The organism is Duganella sp. GW821-FHT07G03, from assembly GCF_059418605.1.
Map to the genome: position 1 here is coordinate 63431 of NZ_JBWKQE010000008.1, position 18776 is coordinate 82206.

16 protein-coding genes are annotated in these 18776 nt (G+C 67.1%); 10 read left to right on the forward strand and 6 right to left on the reverse strand.

Features of this window, described 5'->3' with window-relative positions; translation table 11 throughout:
* Positions 1 to 17: 17 nt before the first annotated feature.
* The 3 genes from AC07OK_RS12795 to AC07OK_RS12805 are packed head-to-tail and all read right to left on the reverse strand — an operon-like array spanning position 18 to position 2447.
* Complete coding sequence (locus AC07OK_RS12795) at positions 18 to 830, reverse strand: hypothetical protein (protein ID WP_494690665.1); 813 nt, start codon at positions 828 to 830, stop codon at positions 18 to 20.
* 26 nt (positions 831 to 856) lie between these two features.
* A complete protein-coding gene (locus AC07OK_RS12800) occupies positions 857 to 1642 on the reverse strand; it encodes a DUF2491 family protein (RefSeq protein ID WP_494690666.1) in 786 nt (261 codons plus the stop codon).
* Position 1643: 1 nt separating this feature from the next.
* A complete protein-coding gene (locus AC07OK_RS12805) occupies positions 1644 to 2447 on the reverse strand; it encodes a hypothetical protein (protein ID WP_494690667.1) in 804 nt (267 codons plus the stop codon).
* A gap of 86 nt (positions 2448 to 2533) precedes the next feature.
* On the opposite strand from AC07OK_RS12805, the gene AC07OK_RS12810 reads away from it, so the two are divergent.
* Positions 2534 to 3019 carry a phage regulatory CII family protein gene (locus AC07OK_RS12810; protein ID WP_494690668.1) on the forward strand — a complete coding sequence of 162 codons (486 nt, stop codon included), beginning with the start codon at positions 2534 to 2536 and terminating at the stop codon, positions 3017 to 3019.
* A 262-nt stretch (positions 3020 to 3281) separates the two neighbouring features.
* Here AC07OK_RS12810 and AC07OK_RS12815 read toward each other — a convergent pair whose 3' ends face one another.
* Positions 3282 to 5243: a DUF6600 domain-containing protein gene (locus AC07OK_RS12815; protein ID WP_494690669.1), complete on the reverse strand. Its 1962-nt coding sequence runs from the start codon at positions 5241 to 5243 to the stop codon at positions 3282 to 3284.
* An 88-nt stretch (positions 5244 to 5331) separates the two neighbouring features.
* Positions 5332 to 5973, reverse strand: a complete 642-nt coding sequence (locus AC07OK_RS12820) for a LysE family transporter (protein WP_494690670.1) — start codon at positions 5971 to 5973, stop codon at positions 5332 to 5334.
* A 149-nt stretch (positions 5974 to 6122) separates the two neighbouring features.
* On the opposite strand from AC07OK_RS12820, the gene AC07OK_RS12825 reads away from it, so the two are divergent.
* Complete coding sequence (locus tag AC07OK_RS12825) at positions 6123 to 7061, forward strand: DUF808 domain-containing protein (protein ID WP_494690671.1); 939 nt, start codon at positions 6123 to 6125, stop codon at positions 7059 to 7061.
* A 91-nt stretch (positions 7062 to 7152) separates the two neighbouring features.
* Positions 7153 to 9231, forward strand: coding sequence for an EAL domain-containing protein (locus AC07OK_RS12830; protein WP_494690672.1), 2079 nt, complete (start codon positions 7153 to 7155; stop codon positions 9229 to 9231).
* Here AC07OK_RS12830 and AC07OK_RS12835 read toward each other — a convergent pair.
* Positions 9228 to 10013: a glutamate racemase gene (locus tag AC07OK_RS12835; RefSeq protein WP_494690673.1), complete on the reverse strand. Its 786-nt coding sequence runs from the start codon at positions 10011 to 10013 to the stop codon at positions 9228 to 9230. The genes AC07OK_RS12830 and AC07OK_RS12835 overlap by 4 nt on opposite strands.
* A 119-nt stretch (positions 10014 to 10132) precedes the next feature.
* Here AC07OK_RS12835 and AC07OK_RS12840 point away from each other — a divergent pair, with 119 nt between their 5' ends.
* The 7 genes from AC07OK_RS12840 (at position 10133) to ccoO (ending at position 18776) form a co-directional block, all read left to right on the forward strand.
* Complete coding sequence (locus AC07OK_RS12840) at positions 10133 to 11764, forward strand: methyl-accepting chemotaxis protein (RefSeq protein ID WP_494690674.1); 1632 nt, start codon at positions 10133 to 10135, stop codon at positions 11762 to 11764.
* Positions 11765 to 11766: 2 nt separating this feature from the next.
* Positions 11767 to 13200 carry an oxygen-independent coproporphyrinogen III oxidase gene (gene hemN / locus AC07OK_RS12845; protein WP_494690675.1) on the forward strand — a complete coding sequence of 478 codons (1434 nt, stop codon included), beginning with the start codon at positions 11767 to 11769 and terminating at the stop codon, positions 13198 to 13200.
* 7 nt (positions 13201 to 13207) lie between these two features.
* Positions 13208 to 13969: a sulfite exporter TauE/SafE family protein gene (locus AC07OK_RS12850; protein ID WP_494690676.1), complete on the forward strand. Its 762-nt coding sequence runs from the start codon at positions 13208 to 13210 to the stop codon at positions 13967 to 13969.
* Positions 13948 to 16455 (forward strand): heavy metal translocating P-type ATPase, encoded by a 2508-nt coding sequence (locus tag AC07OK_RS12855; protein WP_494690677.1) that lies wholly within the window; start codon positions 13948 to 13950, stop codon positions 16453 to 16455. The genes AC07OK_RS12850 and AC07OK_RS12855 overlap by 22 nt, the downstream gene beginning before the upstream one ends.
* On the forward strand, positions 16455 to 16610 hold the full coding sequence (gene ccoS, locus AC07OK_RS12860) for a cbb3-type cytochrome oxidase assembly protein CcoS (protein WP_494690817.1): 156 nt from the start codon (positions 16455 to 16457) through the stop codon (positions 16608 to 16610). The genes AC07OK_RS12855 and ccoS overlap by 1 nt, the downstream gene beginning before the upstream one ends.
* Before the next feature lie 97 nt (positions 16611 to 16707).
* Entirely contained in the window at positions 16708 to 18135 is a 1428-nt protein-coding gene (ccoN, locus tag AC07OK_RS12865; RefSeq protein WP_494690678.1) for a cytochrome-c oxidase, cbb3-type subunit I, read from the forward strand.
* Positions 18136 to 18149: 14 nt separating this feature from the next.
* On the forward strand, positions 18150 to 18776 hold the full coding sequence (ccoO, locus tag AC07OK_RS12870; RefSeq protein ID WP_494690679.1) for a cytochrome-c oxidase, cbb3-type subunit II: 627 nt from the start codon (positions 18150 to 18152) through the stop codon (positions 18774 to 18776).

An 18776-nucleotide genomic window follows, 5' to 3' on the forward strand; every position in this document is an offset into this window, starting at 1 on the left:
GCCAATTCAGCGCAGGCTTACGCTTTGCCCAGCGCCAAGGTGGCTGTTTCCTGCGGCGCGGCCAGCTGCGCCGGCTGCTGGCCGGACAGCCGCTGCAGGCGCGCCAGCGCCGATTCGTTGGCGACGCCGGGCTGGCTGACCGACTTGCGGATCGCCTCCAGCTCGGCGGCCTGCTCGTACGGGCGCTGGCCGATGTCAGTGACGATCTTCATGCCGGCCGCCTCGTTGCTGATGGCCTGGGCCCGGCGGGTCAGCGCGTTCAGCGCGCTGGAATTGCCGCGCATGCCGGACAGCCCGGCCAGCTGGCTCTGGCGCTCGGCGCGCAGGTTTTGCAAATCCTGCTGGGCGCGGGCCGAGGCCAGCGCCTGCATCGCCTTCTTCGCCGCCGAATCGAAATCGGCCAGCTGCTTGGACAGCGCATCGACGATGGTTTGCAGTTCGTCCATGTACTGGCGGGCGTCGGCCTCCTCCTGCAATTCCTGCGGCATGCGCGCCTTGTTGCCTTCCAGCTCGTCGCAGAACAGGGTGATGGTCGCTTCCGAGATCTTGCCGGCGGCCAGGCGGTCGGCCAGGGTGCCGGCCGCCTGCTCGTCGGTGGCGATCAGCTGGCGCAGCTTGACCACGTCGGCCGCTTCCTTGTCGAAGGAGCTGCGGGCGGCGGCCAGTTTTTGCGCGGTCAGGCGCAGGCTGTCGGCCAGCCGGTCGCGGTCGGCCTCGGTGGCCGTTTCCGGATCAAAATTGGCGATCGCTTCGGAAACACGGTCGCCCAGCGCGCCAAAATGTTTGGAAATCAAGCGCGCGGTCAAACCCCAGCCATTCAAGTTGCTCATGTCAGTCGTCCTTAAAAAGTTGCGCGTCATTGGATAACGACGCGTTGCTGCTCAACCGGGATGCCAATGACGAAGTCGACATGGATCCCGCGTTTTGATGCATCGCCGTTCACGCTGCTGATGATTTCAGTCGTGATCAGCAAATATTCGTTGCCGCCGTTGCGCAGTTCGCGCACATACGGCATGAAGTACATTTCCTGGCGCAGGCCGGTGCGGCCGCTGGCGTCGTCCAGCCGGGTCTCGGTGCCGGAGAACGGCGTGACGAACTCGGCGTTCGGATCGCCGGCGTCGCGCCAGTAGTCGACGCCGTCGCGCTCGCCGAACACCAGGTCGAGATCGGCCTCGTCCAGCCCGACGTCGCCCAGCTGCTCGCGCCACAGCGTGTAGCTACGGTCGCCCAGGCCGGCGCCGGCCAGGCCCATGTAGGCTTCCTGGTCTTCCACCGTTTCCGGGATCACGCGGGCCAGCTGGGTGCAGTACATCACCTCGGCCACCTGGCCCTGCGCGTCCTGGTACACCTGCAGGAACTTCTCCTTGGTGTCGCGATCGCCGGTGTCCAGGTAGTAGCGGTACAGGCCACCGCTCTGCTTGAGCCGGATCTGCGACACCGCGACGATGCGGTTGTCGCCCGCGTCCGGCAGCGCGATCAGCGAGCCGTCACCGGCGGCCCGCAGCAGCGGCGACTGCTGCAACTGGATCACGCTGCCGATGCGCGCCCCCAGCGGCAAGCCCTGGTCCGTGCGCGGCGCCTCGGCCCCGCCCAGTTTGGCCGCGCCATTGCGCAGGTAGTTGTATGCATCCGACCAGCCCATCTCAATTCCTTTCAAATGAATAATTCGTTGCGTTACCGGCCCGCAGGCGGCGCAGCTTGCGCACCGTGTACGCCACCGCCCACACCATCACGCCCAGCACGCCCAACCAGACCAGCCAGCGCGCCACCGTGGCCAGGAAGGACGGCGCCGGCGCCGGTGCTCGGGCGGCCGGGACCGGATCGCCCAGTCCCGGCATACCGTTGACCATGCCTGCTTGCGCGGCGCCGCTGTCGGCCGTGGCCGGGGCCGGGGCCGGGGCCGGGATGCCGGCGGCGGGCGTCGTCGCGGTCGGGTACGACACCGGCTGATTACTCTGGCTCATCGCTCGGCCCAGCATGAAGCCCAGCACACCATGCATCAGGCCGTTACTTGGCTGCTGCACGATGATCGGCGCCTGCTGGTACACCGGCGGCGCCTGATACACCGGCGACGGCTGCTGCCGCGAAACCGTATCGTTTAGCGGCGGCGGCGCGGTCGGCGCGGCGGCGGCGCGGCGAGCGTCCAGCGTTTTCAGCGCGTTGGCCTGGGCCGCGCTCTGGTCGAGGTCGCGAGAGGCGGCCGAGGTGTTGCGCGGCGTGGCCGAGGCCGGCGAGCCGGGCGCCGTGCCGAACGCGCCGGGACCGCTCTGGCGGCCGGCCGGCGGCGCGACCGGCGAGCTCCGCGTGGAGTTGCTCTTTTGTGAAGAAAATCCACTTTTATACGACGACGATGTGCCAGAATGTGAAGACGTTCGCGCCTCCGCCAGCACATGGGTGCCTAGCGCAAGGCACAGCGTCAGTAACAGCGCAGTATGGAAGGACTTCATGATGGCTTTTCGCAAAGAAGTTGAATGAAAATCAGCATAGCGCCGCGCGTCGGCGACTGCATCGGTAATAAAAGGCTCGCTTCACCATGACACGCAAATACCTGGACATGAATCAACACGACGCGCTCTACAAAGTGGCGCGCAGCTACCCCGGCGGCATCGACGCGCTGGCGCAGGCGATGGGCATCTCGGTCAACGTCCTGCGCAACAAACTGGCGCCGACCATCGCCTCGCACTACCCCTCGTTCGAGGAAGTCTCGGCGGTGGTGGACCTGTGCCACCGCGCCGGCGTGGCCGACGCCCACCTGCCGCTGCACGCGCTGCTGATGCGCCACGGCATGGCGGCCTTCGTAGTGCCGACCCCGGCCAACATCGGCGACGACGACCTGTCGCAGACCGTGTGCAAGGTGATGAGTCAGGTGGGGGCGGTGGCGGAAGCGGTGTCGACCGCGCTGCTGGACGGCAAGGTCACGGCGGCCGAGGCCGACCTGATCGAGCGCGAATTCCAGGGCGCGCTGTCGGCGCTGGGCGAATGGCGGGCGCGGCTGCGCATGAAGGCGGAGCAGGGCTAAAGCGCCGCGCCAAAAAAAAGCCAGCCCGGGGGCTGGCAAAAACTATTCTCGGTTCGGAAATTGGGAAAAATCCGGAAAATAGTTGGGGCAAAGGGGAACAGTCTCGACGGTCCTGCGTGGCGGATGCTGCCATCCTTGTTCTCACGCTTCCCACCGGGTTTGTCAATATTGCAACGTTATACATTGCGATAGATAAAGTCCATCCAAATGTGATGAACTGCTGTTTTGGCTCCCTGAACGACCTATTTCCCGGAGCAGGCGGTTACTCGCGATTTTGATGCCGGTTGTCGCCGCGCTCCTTGCCTTCCTCCTTGCGGCGCTCCTGCTGCTTGTCGCGGCCGCTGTCGCGGTTTTCCCGTGGTTGCGGCTGAGCCTGCGGCTGGGCTTGCGGCTGCTGGCGCTGCTGCTGGACCGGCGGCGGCTGCATCTGCGGCGCCTGCGGCTGGTAGGGTTGCTGCTGAATCTGCGGCTGAATCTGCTGCTGCTGCTGCGGTTGCGGTTGCTGCTGCGGTTGCTGCACCGGGCGCCGCTCCTCCTGCTGCCGGTACGGACGGCGATTATCGTCACGTTCGCGGTTGGCCGGGAACGGCGTCGGCACGGTGGGCGCGGCGACCGGCGCCGCCGTGATCGGCGGATTGGCTTTCTGGATGTTCGGCGTCACCACGATCGGCGGATTGGCCTGCTGGATCGTCGGCGCCGGCGCCAGCACCGGATTGGCTTGCTGGATATGCGGCGTGCCCGGCGTCTGGCCCGGCCGGCCGTACGGCCGCACATCGATGCGCACATCGTTCGGCTGGATGGTTTGCGGCGGCGCGTCGGGATGGCCGAACTGGCCCGGCGCCAAGGTCGTGGTCTGGGCCCGGCCCGGCTGCACCGGCGCCGGCTGCGGCACCGACGGCGCGGTCAACACCCGCACCGGACGATCCGGGCGGCCGTCATGGTCGCGGTCTTGCCAGCCGCCGCGGTTGGTGTCCAGCGTGCGCGCGACGGATGGCTGCGGCGGCGCCACCGGCGCGGCGCTCGCCGCCAGGCTGGCCGCCGGTATCACCTGCTGTCCGCGCGGCACCTGCACGCTGCGATGACGGCCTTCAAACTGATCGCGCGGCAGCACGGTCAGGCCGTCGCGCCGCTCCACCTGGCCGGGCACGCTAGTGCGCGGCTCGAACGGCTTGCCGTTGTGGGTCCAGCTCAGGCGCCGCTCGTGATCGGATGACACCCGGTAAGTCGGCACGTAGCGCTCGCGCGGCGACAGCGGGAACCAGCCCAGGCCCGGCCGATGGTCGCGCGCGAAGTGCTCGCCTCCGACCCAGCCCACCAGTGCCGGCGCCCACACCGGACGCCCGGCGGGCCGTCCCGGCGCCCAGCACCAGCGGCGTTCGATCATCACCCAGCGGCCGTAATGCGACGGCGCGTAGCCCCAGGGCGCGTTGTCGACCCAGGTCCAGCCCCATGGCGCCAGCCAGATCCAGCGGCCGTCGCGGTAGGGCGCCCAGTCGATCGCCACATTGCGCGGGGTCCACAGCGCGCCGTATTCGACGTTCTCGGTCCAGCTGCCGTTGCGGTCCAGTTCCTCGTAGCCGGTCATGCCGGTGGAGACGAAGCGGCTGCTGACCACCGCCTCGGCGGCGCGGTCGCGCTCGTCGGACCAGAGATCGAAGCCGTCGCGCCGCGCCACGCTGGTGCCGACGTCCACGCTGCTGACGTCGACATGGCGGCCGGGGCTGACCGTCACCGATGAACCGGCGCCGTCCACCCGCGCGCTGCCGGCCAGCATGCTGATCTGGCTGGTGTCGGCGACGCGCTCGGCGTCGACCCGCAGCAAGCCGGGTTCGAGCAGGGTGACGCGCGCCTGCGGCGTGCTCAACTCAAAATCGCGCAGCAGCTCCGGGCTGCGCACGCGGATGCTGACGCTGCCGTAATTCAGGCGCAGGTGCAGCAGTTCGTCGTCCAGGTCGATGATTTCCAGGTCGGAATCGCCATCGAGCCGCACCGCCGTCGAGCCGACGCGGAATTCCGTGCGGGCGCCGCTGGCGGTGGTCAGGTGGCTGGCCCCGGTGACCGGCCAGTTCAGCGAGGCGGCCATGGGCTCCTCGTCGCCGACCAGCGTGACCTGGCCCTGCACGGCGGAAATGCGGCCGACCATTGCCGGCGGGTCCGCCAGCGCGAACGAACTGAAGCCGGCCAGGGTGGCCAGCACGGCGATTTGGATCAACTTGCGGCTCATGGCGGCGTCTCCTTGTATATTTATCATTTAACGCTGCTGCGAGGAATTCGACTACCAGGATTACACCGGGTTACACATCTCAGGCAAATCAGGCACTTGTGCCGCCCCGCTTGACGAAGAACAAGGCCGCGCCGACCGCCATCAACAAGCCGCCGAACACCCGGTTCTGCTTCTTGACGGCGCCGGCGTCGCGGAAATAGCGCTGCATGGACGAGGCCAGGAAGGCGTAGCTGTGCATCACCACCAGGTCGATGCAGCACATGGTGGCCGCCAGTATCAGCAACTGCGGCAACAGCGGCGAACCCTGGGTTATAAACTGCGGCAACACCGCCACCATGAAAATAATGCCCTTGGGATTGGTGGCATTGGTCAGGAAGCCGGTCAGGAAGCGTTTTCGGGCGCTCGGCACCACCACCTCGGCGCGGTCCTGCCGGGCGCCGACGCTGACCTTGGCGCGCCACTGGCTCAGGCCCAGGTAAATCAGGTACAGCGCGCCCACCGTCTTGACCACGCTGAACGCCACTTCCGACGCCAGCAGCAGCGAGCCGACGCCGGCGCCGGCGATGAAGAAGATCATCATCAAGCCGCTCTGCAGGCCGAGGATGGTGGCGGTGGTGCGGCGCACGCCGAACGACAGGCCATGCGACATCGACAGCACCGCGCCCGAGCCGGGCGAAACGGCGATGATGCAGGCGGCGATGAAAAAGGTGATCCAGGTAGCAAAGCTCATGATAGTCCCGTGCGGTCAGCCGCAGCACCATGCTGCGGGGCAAAGTACATTGTAGCGGCCTTGGCGCCTCGCCGCCTGGCCCGTCATCGGTTAATATTGCTTATCAACCAAGGAATCCATATGACCCCTACTCCGCGGGAGCACCGCTGATGGCCGGCACCAGCCTGCTGGCGCTGATCGACGACATCGCCACCATCCTCGACGACGTCGCCCTGATGAGCAAGATGGCGGCCAAGAAAACCGCCGGCGTGCTCGGCGACGACCTGGCCCTGAACGCCCAGCAGGTGGCCGGCGTGCGCGCCGAGCGCGAGCTGCCGGTGGTGTGGGCGGTGGCGCTCGGTTCGCTGAAGAACAAGGCCATCCTGGTGCCGGCCGCGCTGGCGATCAGCGCCTTCGCGCCGTGGGGCATCACGCCGTTGCTGATGGTCGGCGGCCTGTACCTGTGCTTCGAAGGCTTCGAAAAAATCGCCCACAAGCTGCTGCACCGGGACGAGGTCGACCAGCACCTGGGCGAGCTGGCCGACGCCGTCAGCGATCCGGACGTCGACCTGGTGGCGCTGGAAAAGGACAAGATCCAGGGCGCGATCCGCACCGACTTCATCCTCTCGGCCGAGATCATCGTCATCGCGCTGGGCACGGTGGCCGGGGCCAGCTTCCCGCAACAGGTGACGGTGGTGGTCGGCATCGCCGTGGTGATGACGGTGGGCGTGTACGGCATCGTGGCCGGCATCGTCAAGATGGACGACGCCGGCCTCTACCTGAGCCAGCGCGGCGGCAGCGCCGTGCGCGCGCTGGGCCGGCTGCTGCTGGCGGCCGCGCCCAAGCTGATGAAGCTGTTGTCGGTGGTGGGTACGGCGGCCATGTTCATGGTCGGCGGCGGCATCCTGACCCACGGCCTGCCCGGCGCCCACGACGTGATCCACCACGCCGCCGAAGCGTTCGCCGCGGTGCCGACGGTGGGACCGCTGCTGGCCTGGGCCACGCCGGTCACGCTGGACGCGCTGGCCGGCGTCGTCGCCGGCGCGCTGGCCCTGGCGCTGGTGCTGCTGGGCGGAAAACTATTAAAACTATTTAAACAGAAAAAATAATCCGGGCGCGACAGGCTGGCTGCAAAAAAAACTGTCGCCAGCCACGGAACTCCCTGCCGCCTTTTCGCTCAAACAGCGAAGGAGGTAGCGTATGGAGAACTTGCAGCGGCATCTGCGCATGGCGCTGGACGCGGCGCGGATGATGATCTGGGATTCCGAGCTGGCAGGCGGCAAGGTCATCGACAGCACGGTCAAGTGGATAGGCGACGGCACCAGCCTGCTGGGCTTGCCGGCCGGCGAGCTGACGCAGCCGTTTTCCATTTTTTTACTCTCCGTCGATCCCGAAGACCGCGAACAGCTGCTCGACACCATGCAGAACGCGGTCGACCGCTGCACCGGTTATGAAGTCGAGTACCGGGTGACGTGGCCGGACGGCAGCCGCCACTGGCTGGCCGCCAAGGCCCACGTGTTCTGCGACGAACAGCAGGCGCCGGTTGGCACCCTGGGCATCGTCTGGGACATCACCGAGCGCAAGGAAAACGAGCAGGCCACGGCGCGCCAGCGCGAACTGGCCGCCGTCACGCTGCGCTCGATCGGCGAGGGCGTGATCACCACCAACGCCGACGGCGAAACCGACTACCTGAACTACATCGCCGAGCAGCTGACCGGCTGGACCCTGGACCAGGCGCGCGGCCTGCACATCTCGGCCACGCTCAAGCTGATCGACGACGTCGGCGCGCCCATCCCGGAACACGCGGCGCTGCAATGCCTGCGGCTCAGGCAGGCGATCGGCATGTCGTCGCAAAACCAGCTGGTCACGCGCGAGGGCCGCCACATCGCGGTGGAGGAATCGGCCGCGCCGATCTGGTCCGACAGCGGCGAGCTGCTGGGCGCGGTGGTGGTGTTCCGCGACGTCAGCCACGAGCGCAAGCTCAGCAAGCAGCTGTCGTGGAACGCCAGCCACGACACGCTCACCGGCCTGATCAACCGGCGCGAATTCGAAGTGCAGATCGCCACCGTGCTGCACAGCGCCAAGGAAGAACACCACGTGCACGCGCTGCTGTACATGGACCTGGACCAGTTCAAGATCGTCAACGACACCTGCGGCCACACCGCCGGCGACCTGTTGCTGCAACTGCTGGCCAAGATGCTGCAAACGCAGATGCGCGACAGCGACATCCTGGCCCGCCTCGGCGGCGACGAGCTGGGCGTGCTGCTGCCGCACTGCCCGCCCGACCAGGCGCTGCTGATCGCCGACCAGCTGCGCCAATCGATCAAGAATTTCCGCTTCGTGTGGGACCACCACACCTTCGAACTGGGCGTGAGCATCGGCCTGGTCGAGATCAACCACCACAGCAAGTCCATGACCGAGCTGCTGATCGCCGCCGACCAGGCTTGCTACCTGGCCAAGGAACGCGGCCGCAACCGCGTGCACCTGTACCAGGATTCGGACTTGCGGCTGGCGCGCCGGCAGGGCGAGATGCAGTGGGTGTCGCGCCTGAACGAAGCCTTCGAGCACCAGTACTTCCGGCTGTACGCCCAGCCCATCGTCGGCCTCGGCCTGCACCAGGAGACCCACGACGAAGTGCTGATCCGCATCCAGCCCGCCAGGGGCGAGCTGATACTGCCGGGCGCCTTCATCCCCGCCGCCGAGCGCTACGACATGATGACGGCGATCGACCGCTGGGTGATACGCGCCGTCTGCCGCTACGTGCAGCGCACCCACAGCGGCCAGGGGGAACAACCGCCGGAGCCGGCCCAGTACTCGGTCAACCTGTCCGGCAGTTCGCTCAGCGACGAGGGCCTGCACGACTACATCATCGAGCAGTTCGCCGAGCACGGCATCGCGCCCGAGCAGATCTGCTTTGAAATCACCGAGACCGCCGTGATCGCCAACCTGATCAAGGCGCAGGATTTCATGGCCGGCCTGAAGGCGCTGGGCTGCCGCTTCTCGCTGGACGACTTCGGCAGCGGCCTGTCCTCGTTCGCCTACCTGAAGGCGCTGCCGGTGGACTTCCTCAAGATCGACGGCGTGTTCATCCGCGACATCGCCAACAACGCCATCAACCGCGCCATGGTCAAGGCCATCAACGAGGTCGGCCACGTGATGGGCATCTGCACCGTGGCCGAATACGTCGAGGACGAGCCGACCCTGGCCGTGGTGCGCGAGCTGGGCCTGGACTATGCCCAGGGCTACGCGGTCGGCACGCTGCGCCCCTTGACTGCCTAGGCCGCCAGCTCGGCCTGCAAGGGCGTGCCCAGCGCGCGCAGCGCGGTGTTGAAGTCAGCCAGACTCAACTCGGCGCTGGCGGTCGCCACGCAGCGCGTGCGGCCACCGCCGGCGCTGGTGTGGGGCGCCAGCTCGGCCAACACGCTGTCGGCCGGGTCGAGGAATTGCACATCCGGCGCGGCCGCCACGAAGAAGGGCTGGAGCCACGGCAGGTGGGTGGACGACATCGTCATCACGTCCACCTGCGGATGGGCGGTGCGCAGCTCGGCGATGAAGCCGCTGATGGCGGCCTGGGTTGCTTCGGGCCTGTGGACAAAGGCGAAGTTTTCCACAAGCTCCACCAGCGCCGAGGCATTCACCAGCAGCACCTGGCCGTCGCCGCGATGGGCATCGGCATAGGCCTGCATGGCGGCGCTACCCACCATGGCCCGCACGCCCAGCACCGCCACCCGGCCGCTGGCCGAGCGCCGCACCGCCTCCGCCACCGGCGGGAAGATGCCGATCACCGGCACCGCCACCGCCGCCCGCAACGGCTCCAGCACCACCACGCTGGGCGCGTTGGACGCCAGCACCACCGCCACGCAGCCCTGCGCCTGCAGATATTCGGTAGCACTTTGCACCGCGCTCAGCAACTGCTGCGGCGTTTTCGCGCCGTAGGGAAAACTGGCGCGGTCGGCGAAGTACACGATGTCCTGCGCCGGAAAGGCCGCCCGCACCCGTTCGACGATGGCGTAGCTGCCGATGCCGGCATCGAAAATTCCTATAGGGCGTTGCAGTTCCATGATTTCCTTAGCTTTCCCAATCCGGGGAATTTTGATCCACATCAATAAAATTGCGCGTCGGACTACGTAAACTGGTCGGATCAATTGCGATAGAGCAATTATTCGATCGGAGTCCCAACATGCGCAACAACCAGCCCGTCAGCAACCGTGAAGTGGAAGTCCTGGACGACCAGGCCATCGTCTCCAAGACTGATTTAAGTGGCAACATTGTCTATGTAAATCCCTATTTCACGCAAATCAGCGGATTTAGCGAGGCGGAGCTGCTGGGCGCGCCGCAAAACATCTTGCGCCATCCGGACATGCCGGCCGAAGCCTTCGCCGACCTGTGGGACTCGATCAAGGGCGGCACGCCGTGGACCGGCATCGTCAAGAACCGCTGCAAGAACGGCGATTACTACTGGGTGCGCGCCAACATCACGCCGATCCGCGACAGCGGCAAGACCACCGGCTACATGTCGGTGCGGGTCAAGCCCACGCGCGAGCAGGTCGACAGCGCCGAACAGGCCTACCGCGCCATCCGCGAAGGCGGCAAGCACGGCATCCGCATCAAGAACGGCCAGGTGATCCGTTCCGGCGCCGGCACGCTGCTGTCGCGCCTGAGCCATGTGTCGCTGGCGATGCGCATCTGGCTGGCCACCAGCGTGGTCAACGTGCTGCAGGTGATCGTCTGCGCGGCCGCGCTGATGGGCGGCGGCGGCAACAGCTACGCCATCTTCGGCACCACCTTCGCCGGCCTGCTGATCAACGTCTTCCTGTGGTACACCATCCGTTCCTCGGTGCTCAAACCGTTGGAGCGCGCACTGCAAGGCGCCCGCGCCATCGCCGCCGGCGACCTGTCCGGCTCGTTCGACACCGAATCCACCGACGAAGTGGGCCAGCTGCTGCGCGCCTTGCAGCAAATGAACAGCAACCTGATCGCCACCATCCGCGACGTCCGCACCAATGTCGAGACCATGGCCGTGGCGACCCGCCAGATCGCCGCCGGCAACGCCGACCTGTCCGGCCGCACCGAGGCGCAGGCCGCCAGCCTGGAGGAAACCGCCTCCAGCGTCGAGCAGTTCTCGGCCACCGTCAAGCAGAACGCCGACAACTCGGTGCAGGCCAACCAGCTGGCGCTGAACGCCTCCAACGTCGCGGTGCAGGGCGGCGAGATCGTCGCCGACGTCATCGCCACCATGGACGAGATCAACGCTTCCTCGCGCAAGATCGTCGACATCATCGGCCTGATCGAAGGGATCGCCTTCCAGACCAATATCCTGGCGCTGAACGCGGCGGTCGAAGCGGCCCGCGCCGGCGAACAGGGACGCGGCTTCGCGGTCGTCGCCGGCGAGGTGCGCAACCTGGCCCAGCGCAGCGCCAGCGCCGCCAAGGACATCAAGAACCTGATCAACATCTCGGTCGGCAAGGTCAGCGACGGCATGCTGCAGGTCGACCGCGCCGGCGCCACCATGAAGGAAGTGGTGACCTCGGTGCAGCAGGTGACGGCCATCATGCACGATATCTCGGTGGCCTCGCACGAGCAGAGCATCGGCGTCGACCAGGTCAACGCCGCCATCGCCCACCTGGACCAGGTCACGCAGCAGAACGCCGCGCTGGTCGAGGAAGCGGCCGCCGCCACCGCCAGCCTGGCGCTGGAAGCGGGCGGCCTGACGCAGGCGGTCAGCCTGTTCAAATTCGGCAGCAGCCGCAAGGTGCACACGCTGCGCGCGCCAGTTCGCCGTCCACAAACCATGAAACGACTCGCGGCCTGAACATGAATACCTTTGAGAACCACGCCGGCGGCGCCTTCCCCAACGTCGAATTCGACGCCGCCATCATCGGCAAGCTGAGCCAGTCGGGCCCGCGCTACACCTCGTACCCGACCGCCGACCGCTTCCAGCAGGACTTCGGCTACGGCCAGTTCCTGGAGGCGGTGGCCGGCCTGCGCATGCGCCGCAGCCAGCGGCCGCTATCCTTGTACATCCACATCCCGTTCTGCGACACCATCTGCTACTACTGCGGCTGCAACAAGATCGTCACCAAGGACCACAGCAAGGCCGCCACCTACCTCGGCTACCTGAAGCAGGAAATCGACATGCAGGGCCGTTTGTTCGCCGGCATGGGCCAGATCGAACAGCTGCATTTCGGCGGCGGCACGCCGACCTACCTGAGCGACCGCCAGATGGGCGACCTGATGGCGCACCTGCACGCCAACTTCCAGTTCGCGCCGGACGCCCAGGGCGAGTATTCGATCGAGATCGATCCGCGCACCGTCAGCGCGGAGCGCGTGCACTCGCTGCGCGCGCAGGGCTTCAACCGCATCAGCCTGGGCGTGCAGGATTTCGATCCCGAGGTGCAGAAGGCCGTCAACCGCATCCAGCCGGAGGCGGAAACCCGCGCCGTGATGGACGCCGCGCGCGCCGCCGGTTTCCGCTCCATCAGCATCGACCTGATCTACGGCCTGCCGAAGCAGAGCATGGCCAGCATGGAGCAAACGCTGGACAAGGTGATCGCCGCCAACCCCGACCGCATCGCGCTGTACAACTATGCGCACATGCCGCACCTGTTCAAGCCGCAGCGCCGCATCGCCGACGAGGACCTGCCGACGCCGGCCGTCAAGCTGGACTTGCTGGCATTGTGCATCCGCCGCCTGTGCGCGGCCGGCTATGTCTACATCGGCATGGATCACTTCGCCAAGCCGGAGGACGAGCTGGCGGTGGCGCAGCGCCAGGGCCGCCTGCAACGCAACTTCCAGGGCTATTCGACGCGCGCCGAGGCCGAGCTGATTTCCTGCGGCGTGTCGGCCATCAGCGCGGTCGGCGCCACCTACAGCCAGAACGAGAAGACGCTGGAGGCGTACTACGAAAAACTCGACGAAGGCAAGCTACCGGTCACGCGCGGCATCAAGCTCGACACCGACGACCTGCTGCGCCGCATCGTGATCCAGAAGCTGATGTGCAATTTCGAATTGTCGATCGCTTCGATCGAGCAGGCTTACCCGATCCGCTTCCAGCAGTACTTCGCGGCCGAGCTGGGAAAGCTGCAAGCCTTCGAGGACGATGGCCTGCTGGAGGTCGATCCGGAATGGATCACCGTGACGCCGAAGGGGCGCCTGCTGATACGCAATATCTGCATGGTGTTCGACCGCTACCTGAACCTGCCGCGCGCCGACGGCCCACAGCCGCTGCGCTACTCGAAGACGATATGAACGCGCCATGAACGCACTTCAGTTATTGCCGGTGATGGTGGTGGGGCTGGTGGGCAGCGTCCACTGCATCGGCATGTGCGGCGGCATCGTCGGCGCGCTGTCGGTGAGCACCGCGCCACTGCCGCGCAACGTGATACCGATCGCCGTCATCGCCCACAGCAGCGCCCTGCCGCGCGTGCTGTCGTACAACGCCGGCCGCATCGCCAGCTACATGGCGGCCGGCGCGCTGGCGGGCGGCCTGGCCGGCGGCGCGCGCAGCATCGCCTCGCTGGCCGGGCTGCAACTGGGCTTCTACTGGCTGGCCAACCTGATGCTGGTGGCGCTGGGCCTGTACCTGATGGATGCCTGGCGCGGCCTGGCCGTGCTGGAGCAGGGCGGACGCGTGCTGTGGCGGCGCGCGCAGCCGGCGATCGCGCCGATGATGAAATCGCTGATGCCGGCCAACCACCCGCACCAGACCTTCGCGCTCGGCCTGTTGTGGGGCTGGCTGCCGTGCGGCATGGTCTACAGCGTGCTGCTGACCGCGATGCTGAGCGGCTCGGCCAGCGACGGCGCCGCCGTCATGCTGGCCTTCGGCCTGGGCACGCTGCCGATGCTGACCGGCCTCGGCCTGATCGGCGCCCGCCTGCAACGCGCGCTGCAACAACGCCGCGTGCGCATCGCCTGCGGCTTGCTGGTGCTGGCCTTCGGCGTGCTGGGCCTGGCGCGCGCGGCCGGCGGCATCGCTCCCGACTGGATGGACACCCTATGCCTGACACCACATCAATAGGCAGCATCGCGCCGCCAAGCGCGGCCGCCAACGCTGACGCCGGCGCGAGTACCAGCGTCTGCTACCACTGCGGCCTGCCGCTGCCGGCCGCAGTCAAGCCGGCGTGGACCGTGCACATCGCCGGCGTGGCGCACACCATGTGCTGCCCCGGCTGCGCGGCGGTGGCGCAAACCATCGTCGACCTGGGCCAGGAATCCTACTACCGCGAACGCTCGGCCTACGCCGCCAGCGCCGAGGGCGCCGACATGCTGCCGCCGGAATTGCGCCTGTACGACAACGCCGACCCGCGCTTCGCGCTCGACGAGGACAGCCGCGAAACCACGCTGGCGGTGGAAGGCATCCGCTGCGCCGCCTGCGTGTGGCTGATCGAACAGCGGCTGGCCAAGCTGCCCGGCGTCGACAGCGCCCAGCTCAACGTCGCCACCGAGCGCCTGTACGTGCGCTGGCGCCAGGACGCCTGCCAGCCCGGCGACATCCTGGCCGCGCTGCATGCGATCGGCTACGCCGCCTATCCCTACGACGCGCTGCGCCACGGCGAGCAGCAACGCAAGGCCGCCAAGACGCTGGGCCGCCAGCTGTTCGTGGCCGGCCTCTCGATGATGCAGGTGATGATGTACGTGGCGCCGGCCTACCTGGCCGAGTCCGGCACGCTGGACGACAGCATGGCCGCGCTGATGCGCTGGGCCAGCCTGCTGCTGACCTTGCCGGCCATCTGCTATTCGGCGCAGCCGTTCTGGCGCGGCGCCTGGGCCAGCCTGCGCGCGCGCGCGCCGGGCATGGACGTGCCGGTGGCGCTGGGCATCGCCGCCGCGTTCGGCGGCAGCGTGGCGGCCACCGTGCGCGGCCAGGGCGAAGTGTATTTCGATTCGGTGACGATGTTCATCTTCCTGCTGCTGTGCAGCCGCTACCTGGAGCTGCGCGCGCGCCGCAAGGCCGGCGCCGCGCTGGAGCGCCTGCAGCACGCGCTGCCGGCCTCGGCCACGCTGCTGGCCGATTACCCGGACAGCCACGCGGCCACCCTGGTCAAGGCCGCCGCGCTGGAGGTGGACGACGTCATCATGATCAAGCCGGGCGAAGCGGTGGCGGCCGACTGCGTCATCCTCGACGGCCGCACCGTGCTCGACCTGTCGCTGCTGAGCGGCGAAAGCGCGCCGGTGGCCAAGGACGTCGGCGACGCGCTGCCGGGCGGCGCCATCAACGCCGGCGCCGTGATCCTCGCGCGCGTGACCCGGCTGGCGCTCGACAGCACCATGTCCCAATTGATCAAGCTGATCGACCGCGCCGGCCGCGACAAGCCGCGCATCGCGCAATGGGCCGACCAGGTGGCCGGCTGGTTCGTGCTGGCGCTGCTGCTGTTCGCCGTGCTCACCTTCGGCTTCTGGTACTGGCTCGATGGCGACAGCGCCGTGCGCGCCTGGCCGATCGCGATCGCGGTGCTGGTGGTGTCGTGCCCGTGCGCGCTGTCGCTGGCCACGCCGACCGCGCTGGCCGCCGCCACCGACCGCCTGCTGCGCCAGGGCGTGCTGATCACCGGCCCGCAAACGCTGGAGACGCTGCACCGCGCCACCCACGTGGTGTTCGACAAGACCGGCACGCTGACCTATGGCCGGCCGATGCTGCAGGAGATCGTGCAACTGGCCCTGATGCAGGCCGAGTTCTGCCTGCAGGTGGCGGCCGCGCTGGACGCCGGCAGCGCCCATCCGCTGGCGCGCGCCATCGTCAACGCGGCGGCGGCGGCCCAGGGCGGCGCGCGCGCCGACTGGCAGCCGGTGGTGGCGGTCGAAGCCCCCGGCCGCGGCATCGAAGGCGTGCTGCACAACCGTCTGTACCGGCTGGGCAGCGCCAGCTTCGTCGCCGAACTGAGCGGCACAGCGCCGCCGCACGACGCCGGCAGCGGCGTGACCCCGGTCTACCTCGGCGTCGACGGCCAGTGGCTGGCCTGCTTCCACCTGCACGACGCCCTGCGGCCGGACGCCCAGGCCACGGTCGATTATTTCCGCCAGGCCGGCAAGACCGTGGTGCTGCTGAGCGGCGACCACGACCAGCTGGCGCGCCAGGTCGGCGACCAGCTCGGCATCGCCACCGCCATCGGCGGCTACCTGCCCGATGAAAAGCTGGCCTTCGTCAAGGGCCTGCAACAGAAGGGCGCGGTGGTGGCCATGGTGGGCGACGGCATCAACGACGCCGCCGTGCTCAGCGCGGCCGACGTCTCGTTCGCGATGGGCGCCGGCGCCGCGCTGGCGCAAGCCCACGCGGACGCGGTGCTGCTGTGCGGCCGCCTGGAAGCGGTGGCCGACAGCGCCCGCGTGGCGGCCCGCGCCATGCGCGTGATCCGCCAGAACCTGGGCTGGGCCAGCGTCTACAACGCGGTGGCGATCCCGGCGGCGGCGCTGGGCTGGCTCAACCCGTGGCTGTCCGGCGTCGGCATGGCGCTCAGCTCGGCCGTGGTGGTGGCCAACGCGCTGCGCCTCAGAAGGGGACGATGATGGAAGCGCTCTACCTGCTCATCCCGCTCAGCGTGATCCTGGTGTTTGCCGCGCTGTGGGTGTTCTTCAGCGCCTCGGACGGCGGCCAGTTCGACGACCTGGTCGGCCCGGCGCTGCGCGTACTGCAGGACGATGACAAGCCGCCACTGGATTGACTTGATCTGGGAAATTTTGATTCACATCAAGGATTTTTGAGTCTCGCAAACGTAACCTTTGATACACATCATCAAAGCGTTCTTGGGAGAACTTCAAGTGGACCTTGCACAGAACTACAACTACAAGATTGTGAAGCAATTCGCAATCGCCACCGTGGTCTGGGGTATCGTCGGCATGCTGGTCGGCGTCATTATCGCCGCCCAGTTGGCATGGCCGGCGCTGAACCTGGACATTCCATGGTTGACCTACGGCCGTCTGCGGCCTTTACACACCAATGCCGTCATCTTTGCGTTCGGCATCAGCGGACTTTTCGCCACCTCTTACTACGTGGTCCAGCGCACCTGCCAGGTGCGGCTGTTTTCGGACAAGCTGGCCGCCTTCACCTTCTGGGGCTGGCAGGCGGTCATCCTCAGCGCCGTCATCACGCTGCCGATGGGCCTCACGCGCGGCAAGGAATACGCCGAGCTGGAATGGCCGATCGCGCTGCTGATCGCGGTGGTGTGGGTTTCCTACGCGGTGGTGTTCTTCGGCACGCTGCTGACGCGTAAGGTCAAGCACGTCTACGTCGCCAACTGGTTCTTCGCCGGCTACATCATCGCCGTGACCATCCTGCACGTGGTCAACGCCGCCGCCATGCCGGCCACGCTGTTCAAATCGTACTCCGCCTACTCGGGCGTGCAGGACGCGATGATCCAATGGTGGTACGGCCACAACGCGGTCGGCTTCATCCTGACCGCCGGCTACCTGGGCATGGTCTACTACTTCATTCCCAAGCAGGCCGAACGTCCGGTGTACTCGTATCGTTTGTCGATCGTGCACTTCTGGGCGCTGATCTTCACCTATATGTGGGCCGGCCCGCACCACCTGCACTACACCGCGCTGCCGGACTGGACGCAATCGATCGGCATGGTGTTCTCGCTGATCCTGCTGGCGCCGAGCTGGGGCGGCATGATCAACGGCATCATGACCCTGTCGGGCGCCTGGCACAAGCTGCGCACCGACCCTATCCTGAAGTTCATGATCGTCTCGCTGTCGTTCTACGGCATGGCCACCTTCGAAGGTCCGATGATGTCGATCAAGACCGTCAACGCGCTGTCGCACTACACCGACTGGGGCATCGCCCACGTCCACGGCGGCGCGCTGGGCTGGGTCGGCTTCATCACCATGGGTTCGATCTACTACCTGCTGCCGCGTCTGGCCGGCCAGCAAAAAATGTATAGCACCAAGCTGATCGACCTGCACTTCTGGGTCGCCACCATCGGCATCGTGCTGTACATCGCCGCGATGTGGATCGCCGGCGTGATGCAGGGCCTGATGTGGCGCGCGGTCAATGCCGACGGCACCCTGACCTACACCTTCGTCGAAGGCGTCAAAGCCACCTATCCGTACTACGTGGTGCGCTTCTTCGGCGGCCTGCTGTACCTGAGCGGCATGTGCGTGATGGGCTACAACACCTGGATGACCTTGCGTAACCGCGAGACCGCCGTGGAGCGCATTCCCGCGCTTGCCGCCGGCCACGCCTGATATCGGAGCAAAGCATGAAATTTTCACCGAAGTTTACCCATGCGTGGATTGAACAAAACCCCTGGCTGCTGATCGCGCTGGTGACGCTGGTGGTCAGCGTCGGCGGCGCCGTCGAGATCGTGCCGCTGTTCTTCCAGAAGTCCACCACCGAGCCCATCGCCGGCCTGAAACCGTACTCGCCGCTGCGCCTGGCGGGCCGCGACATCTATGTGCGCGAAGGCTGCTACAACTGCCACTCGCAGATGATACGGCCGTTCCGCGCCGAGACCGAACGCTATGGCCACTACTCGGTCGCCGGCGAGTTCGTCTACGACCGGCCGTTCCAGTGGGGCTCCAAGCGCACCGGGCCCGACCTGGCGCGCGTGGGCGGCCGCTACAGCGATGAATGGCACCGCACCCACCTGGCCCATCCGCGCGACGTGGTGCCGGAATCGAATATGCCGAACTATCCGTGGCTGGCGCAGACCGCGCTGGTGCCGGAAGGCATAGTGCCGAAGATGAAGGCCCTGAAGCGCCTGGGCGATCCCTACACCGACGCCGAGATCGCCGCCGCCCCGGCCGAGCTGAAGGACAAGACCGAAGAAGACGCCCTGATCGCCTACCTGCAGGGCCTGGGCACATTAATCAAGACGAGGAACTAG

Bases quoted from the DNA above. Each gene is read 5' to 3' on its own strand.
- AC07OK_RS12795 (WP_494690665.1), bottom strand. From the start codon at position 830: ATGAGCAACTTGAATGGCTGGGGTTTGACCGCGCGCTTGATTTCCAAA.
- AC07OK_RS12800 (WP_494690666.1), bottom strand. From the start codon at position 1,642: ATGGGCTGGTCGGATGCATACAACTACCTGCGCAATGGCGCGGCCAAA.
- AC07OK_RS12805 (WP_494690667.1), bottom strand. From the start codon at position 2,447: ATGAAGTCCTTCCATACTGCGCTGTTACTGACGCTGTGCCTTGCGCTA.
- AC07OK_RS12810 (WP_494690668.1), top strand. From the start codon at position 2,534: ATGACACGCAAATACCTGGACATGAATCAACACGACGCGCTCTACAAA.
- AC07OK_RS12815 (WP_494690669.1), bottom strand. From the start codon at position 5,243: ATGAGCCGCAAGTTGATCCAAATCGCCGTGCTGGCCACCCTGGCCGGC.
- AC07OK_RS12820 (WP_494690670.1), bottom strand. From the start codon at position 5,973: ATGAGCTTTGCTACCTGGATCACCTTTTTCATCGCCGCCTGCATCATC.
- AC07OK_RS12825 (WP_494690671.1), top strand. From the start codon at position 6,123: ATGGCCGGCACCAGCCTGCTGGCGCTGATCGACGACATCGCCACCATC.
- AC07OK_RS12830 (WP_494690672.1), top strand. From the start codon at position 7,153: ATGGAGAACTTGCAGCGGCATCTGCGCATGGCGCTGGACGCGGCGCGG.
- AC07OK_RS12835 (WP_494690673.1), bottom strand. From the start codon at position 10,013: ATGGAACTGCAACGCCCTATAGGAATTTTCGATGCCGGCATCGGCAGC.
- AC07OK_RS12840 (WP_494690674.1), top strand. From the start codon at position 10,133: ATGCGCAACAACCAGCCCGTCAGCAACCGTGAAGTGGAAGTCCTGGAC.
- hemN (WP_494690675.1), top strand. From the start codon at position 11,767: ATGAATACCTTTGAGAACCACGCCGGCGGCGCCTTCCCCAACGTCGAA.
- AC07OK_RS12850 (WP_494690676.1), top strand. From the start codon at position 13,208: ATGAACGCACTTCAGTTATTGCCGGTGATGGTGGTGGGGCTGGTGGGC.
- AC07OK_RS12855 (WP_494690677.1), top strand. From the start codon at position 13,948: ATGCCTGACACCACATCAATAGGCAGCATCGCGCCGCCAAGCGCGGCC.
- ccoS (WP_494690817.1), top strand. From the start codon at position 16,455: ATGGAAGCGCTCTACCTGCTCATCCCGCTCAGCGTGATCCTGGTGTTT.
- ccoO (WP_494690679.1), top strand. From the start codon at position 18,150: ATGAAATTTTCACCGAAGTTTACCCATGCGTGGATTGAACAAAACCCC.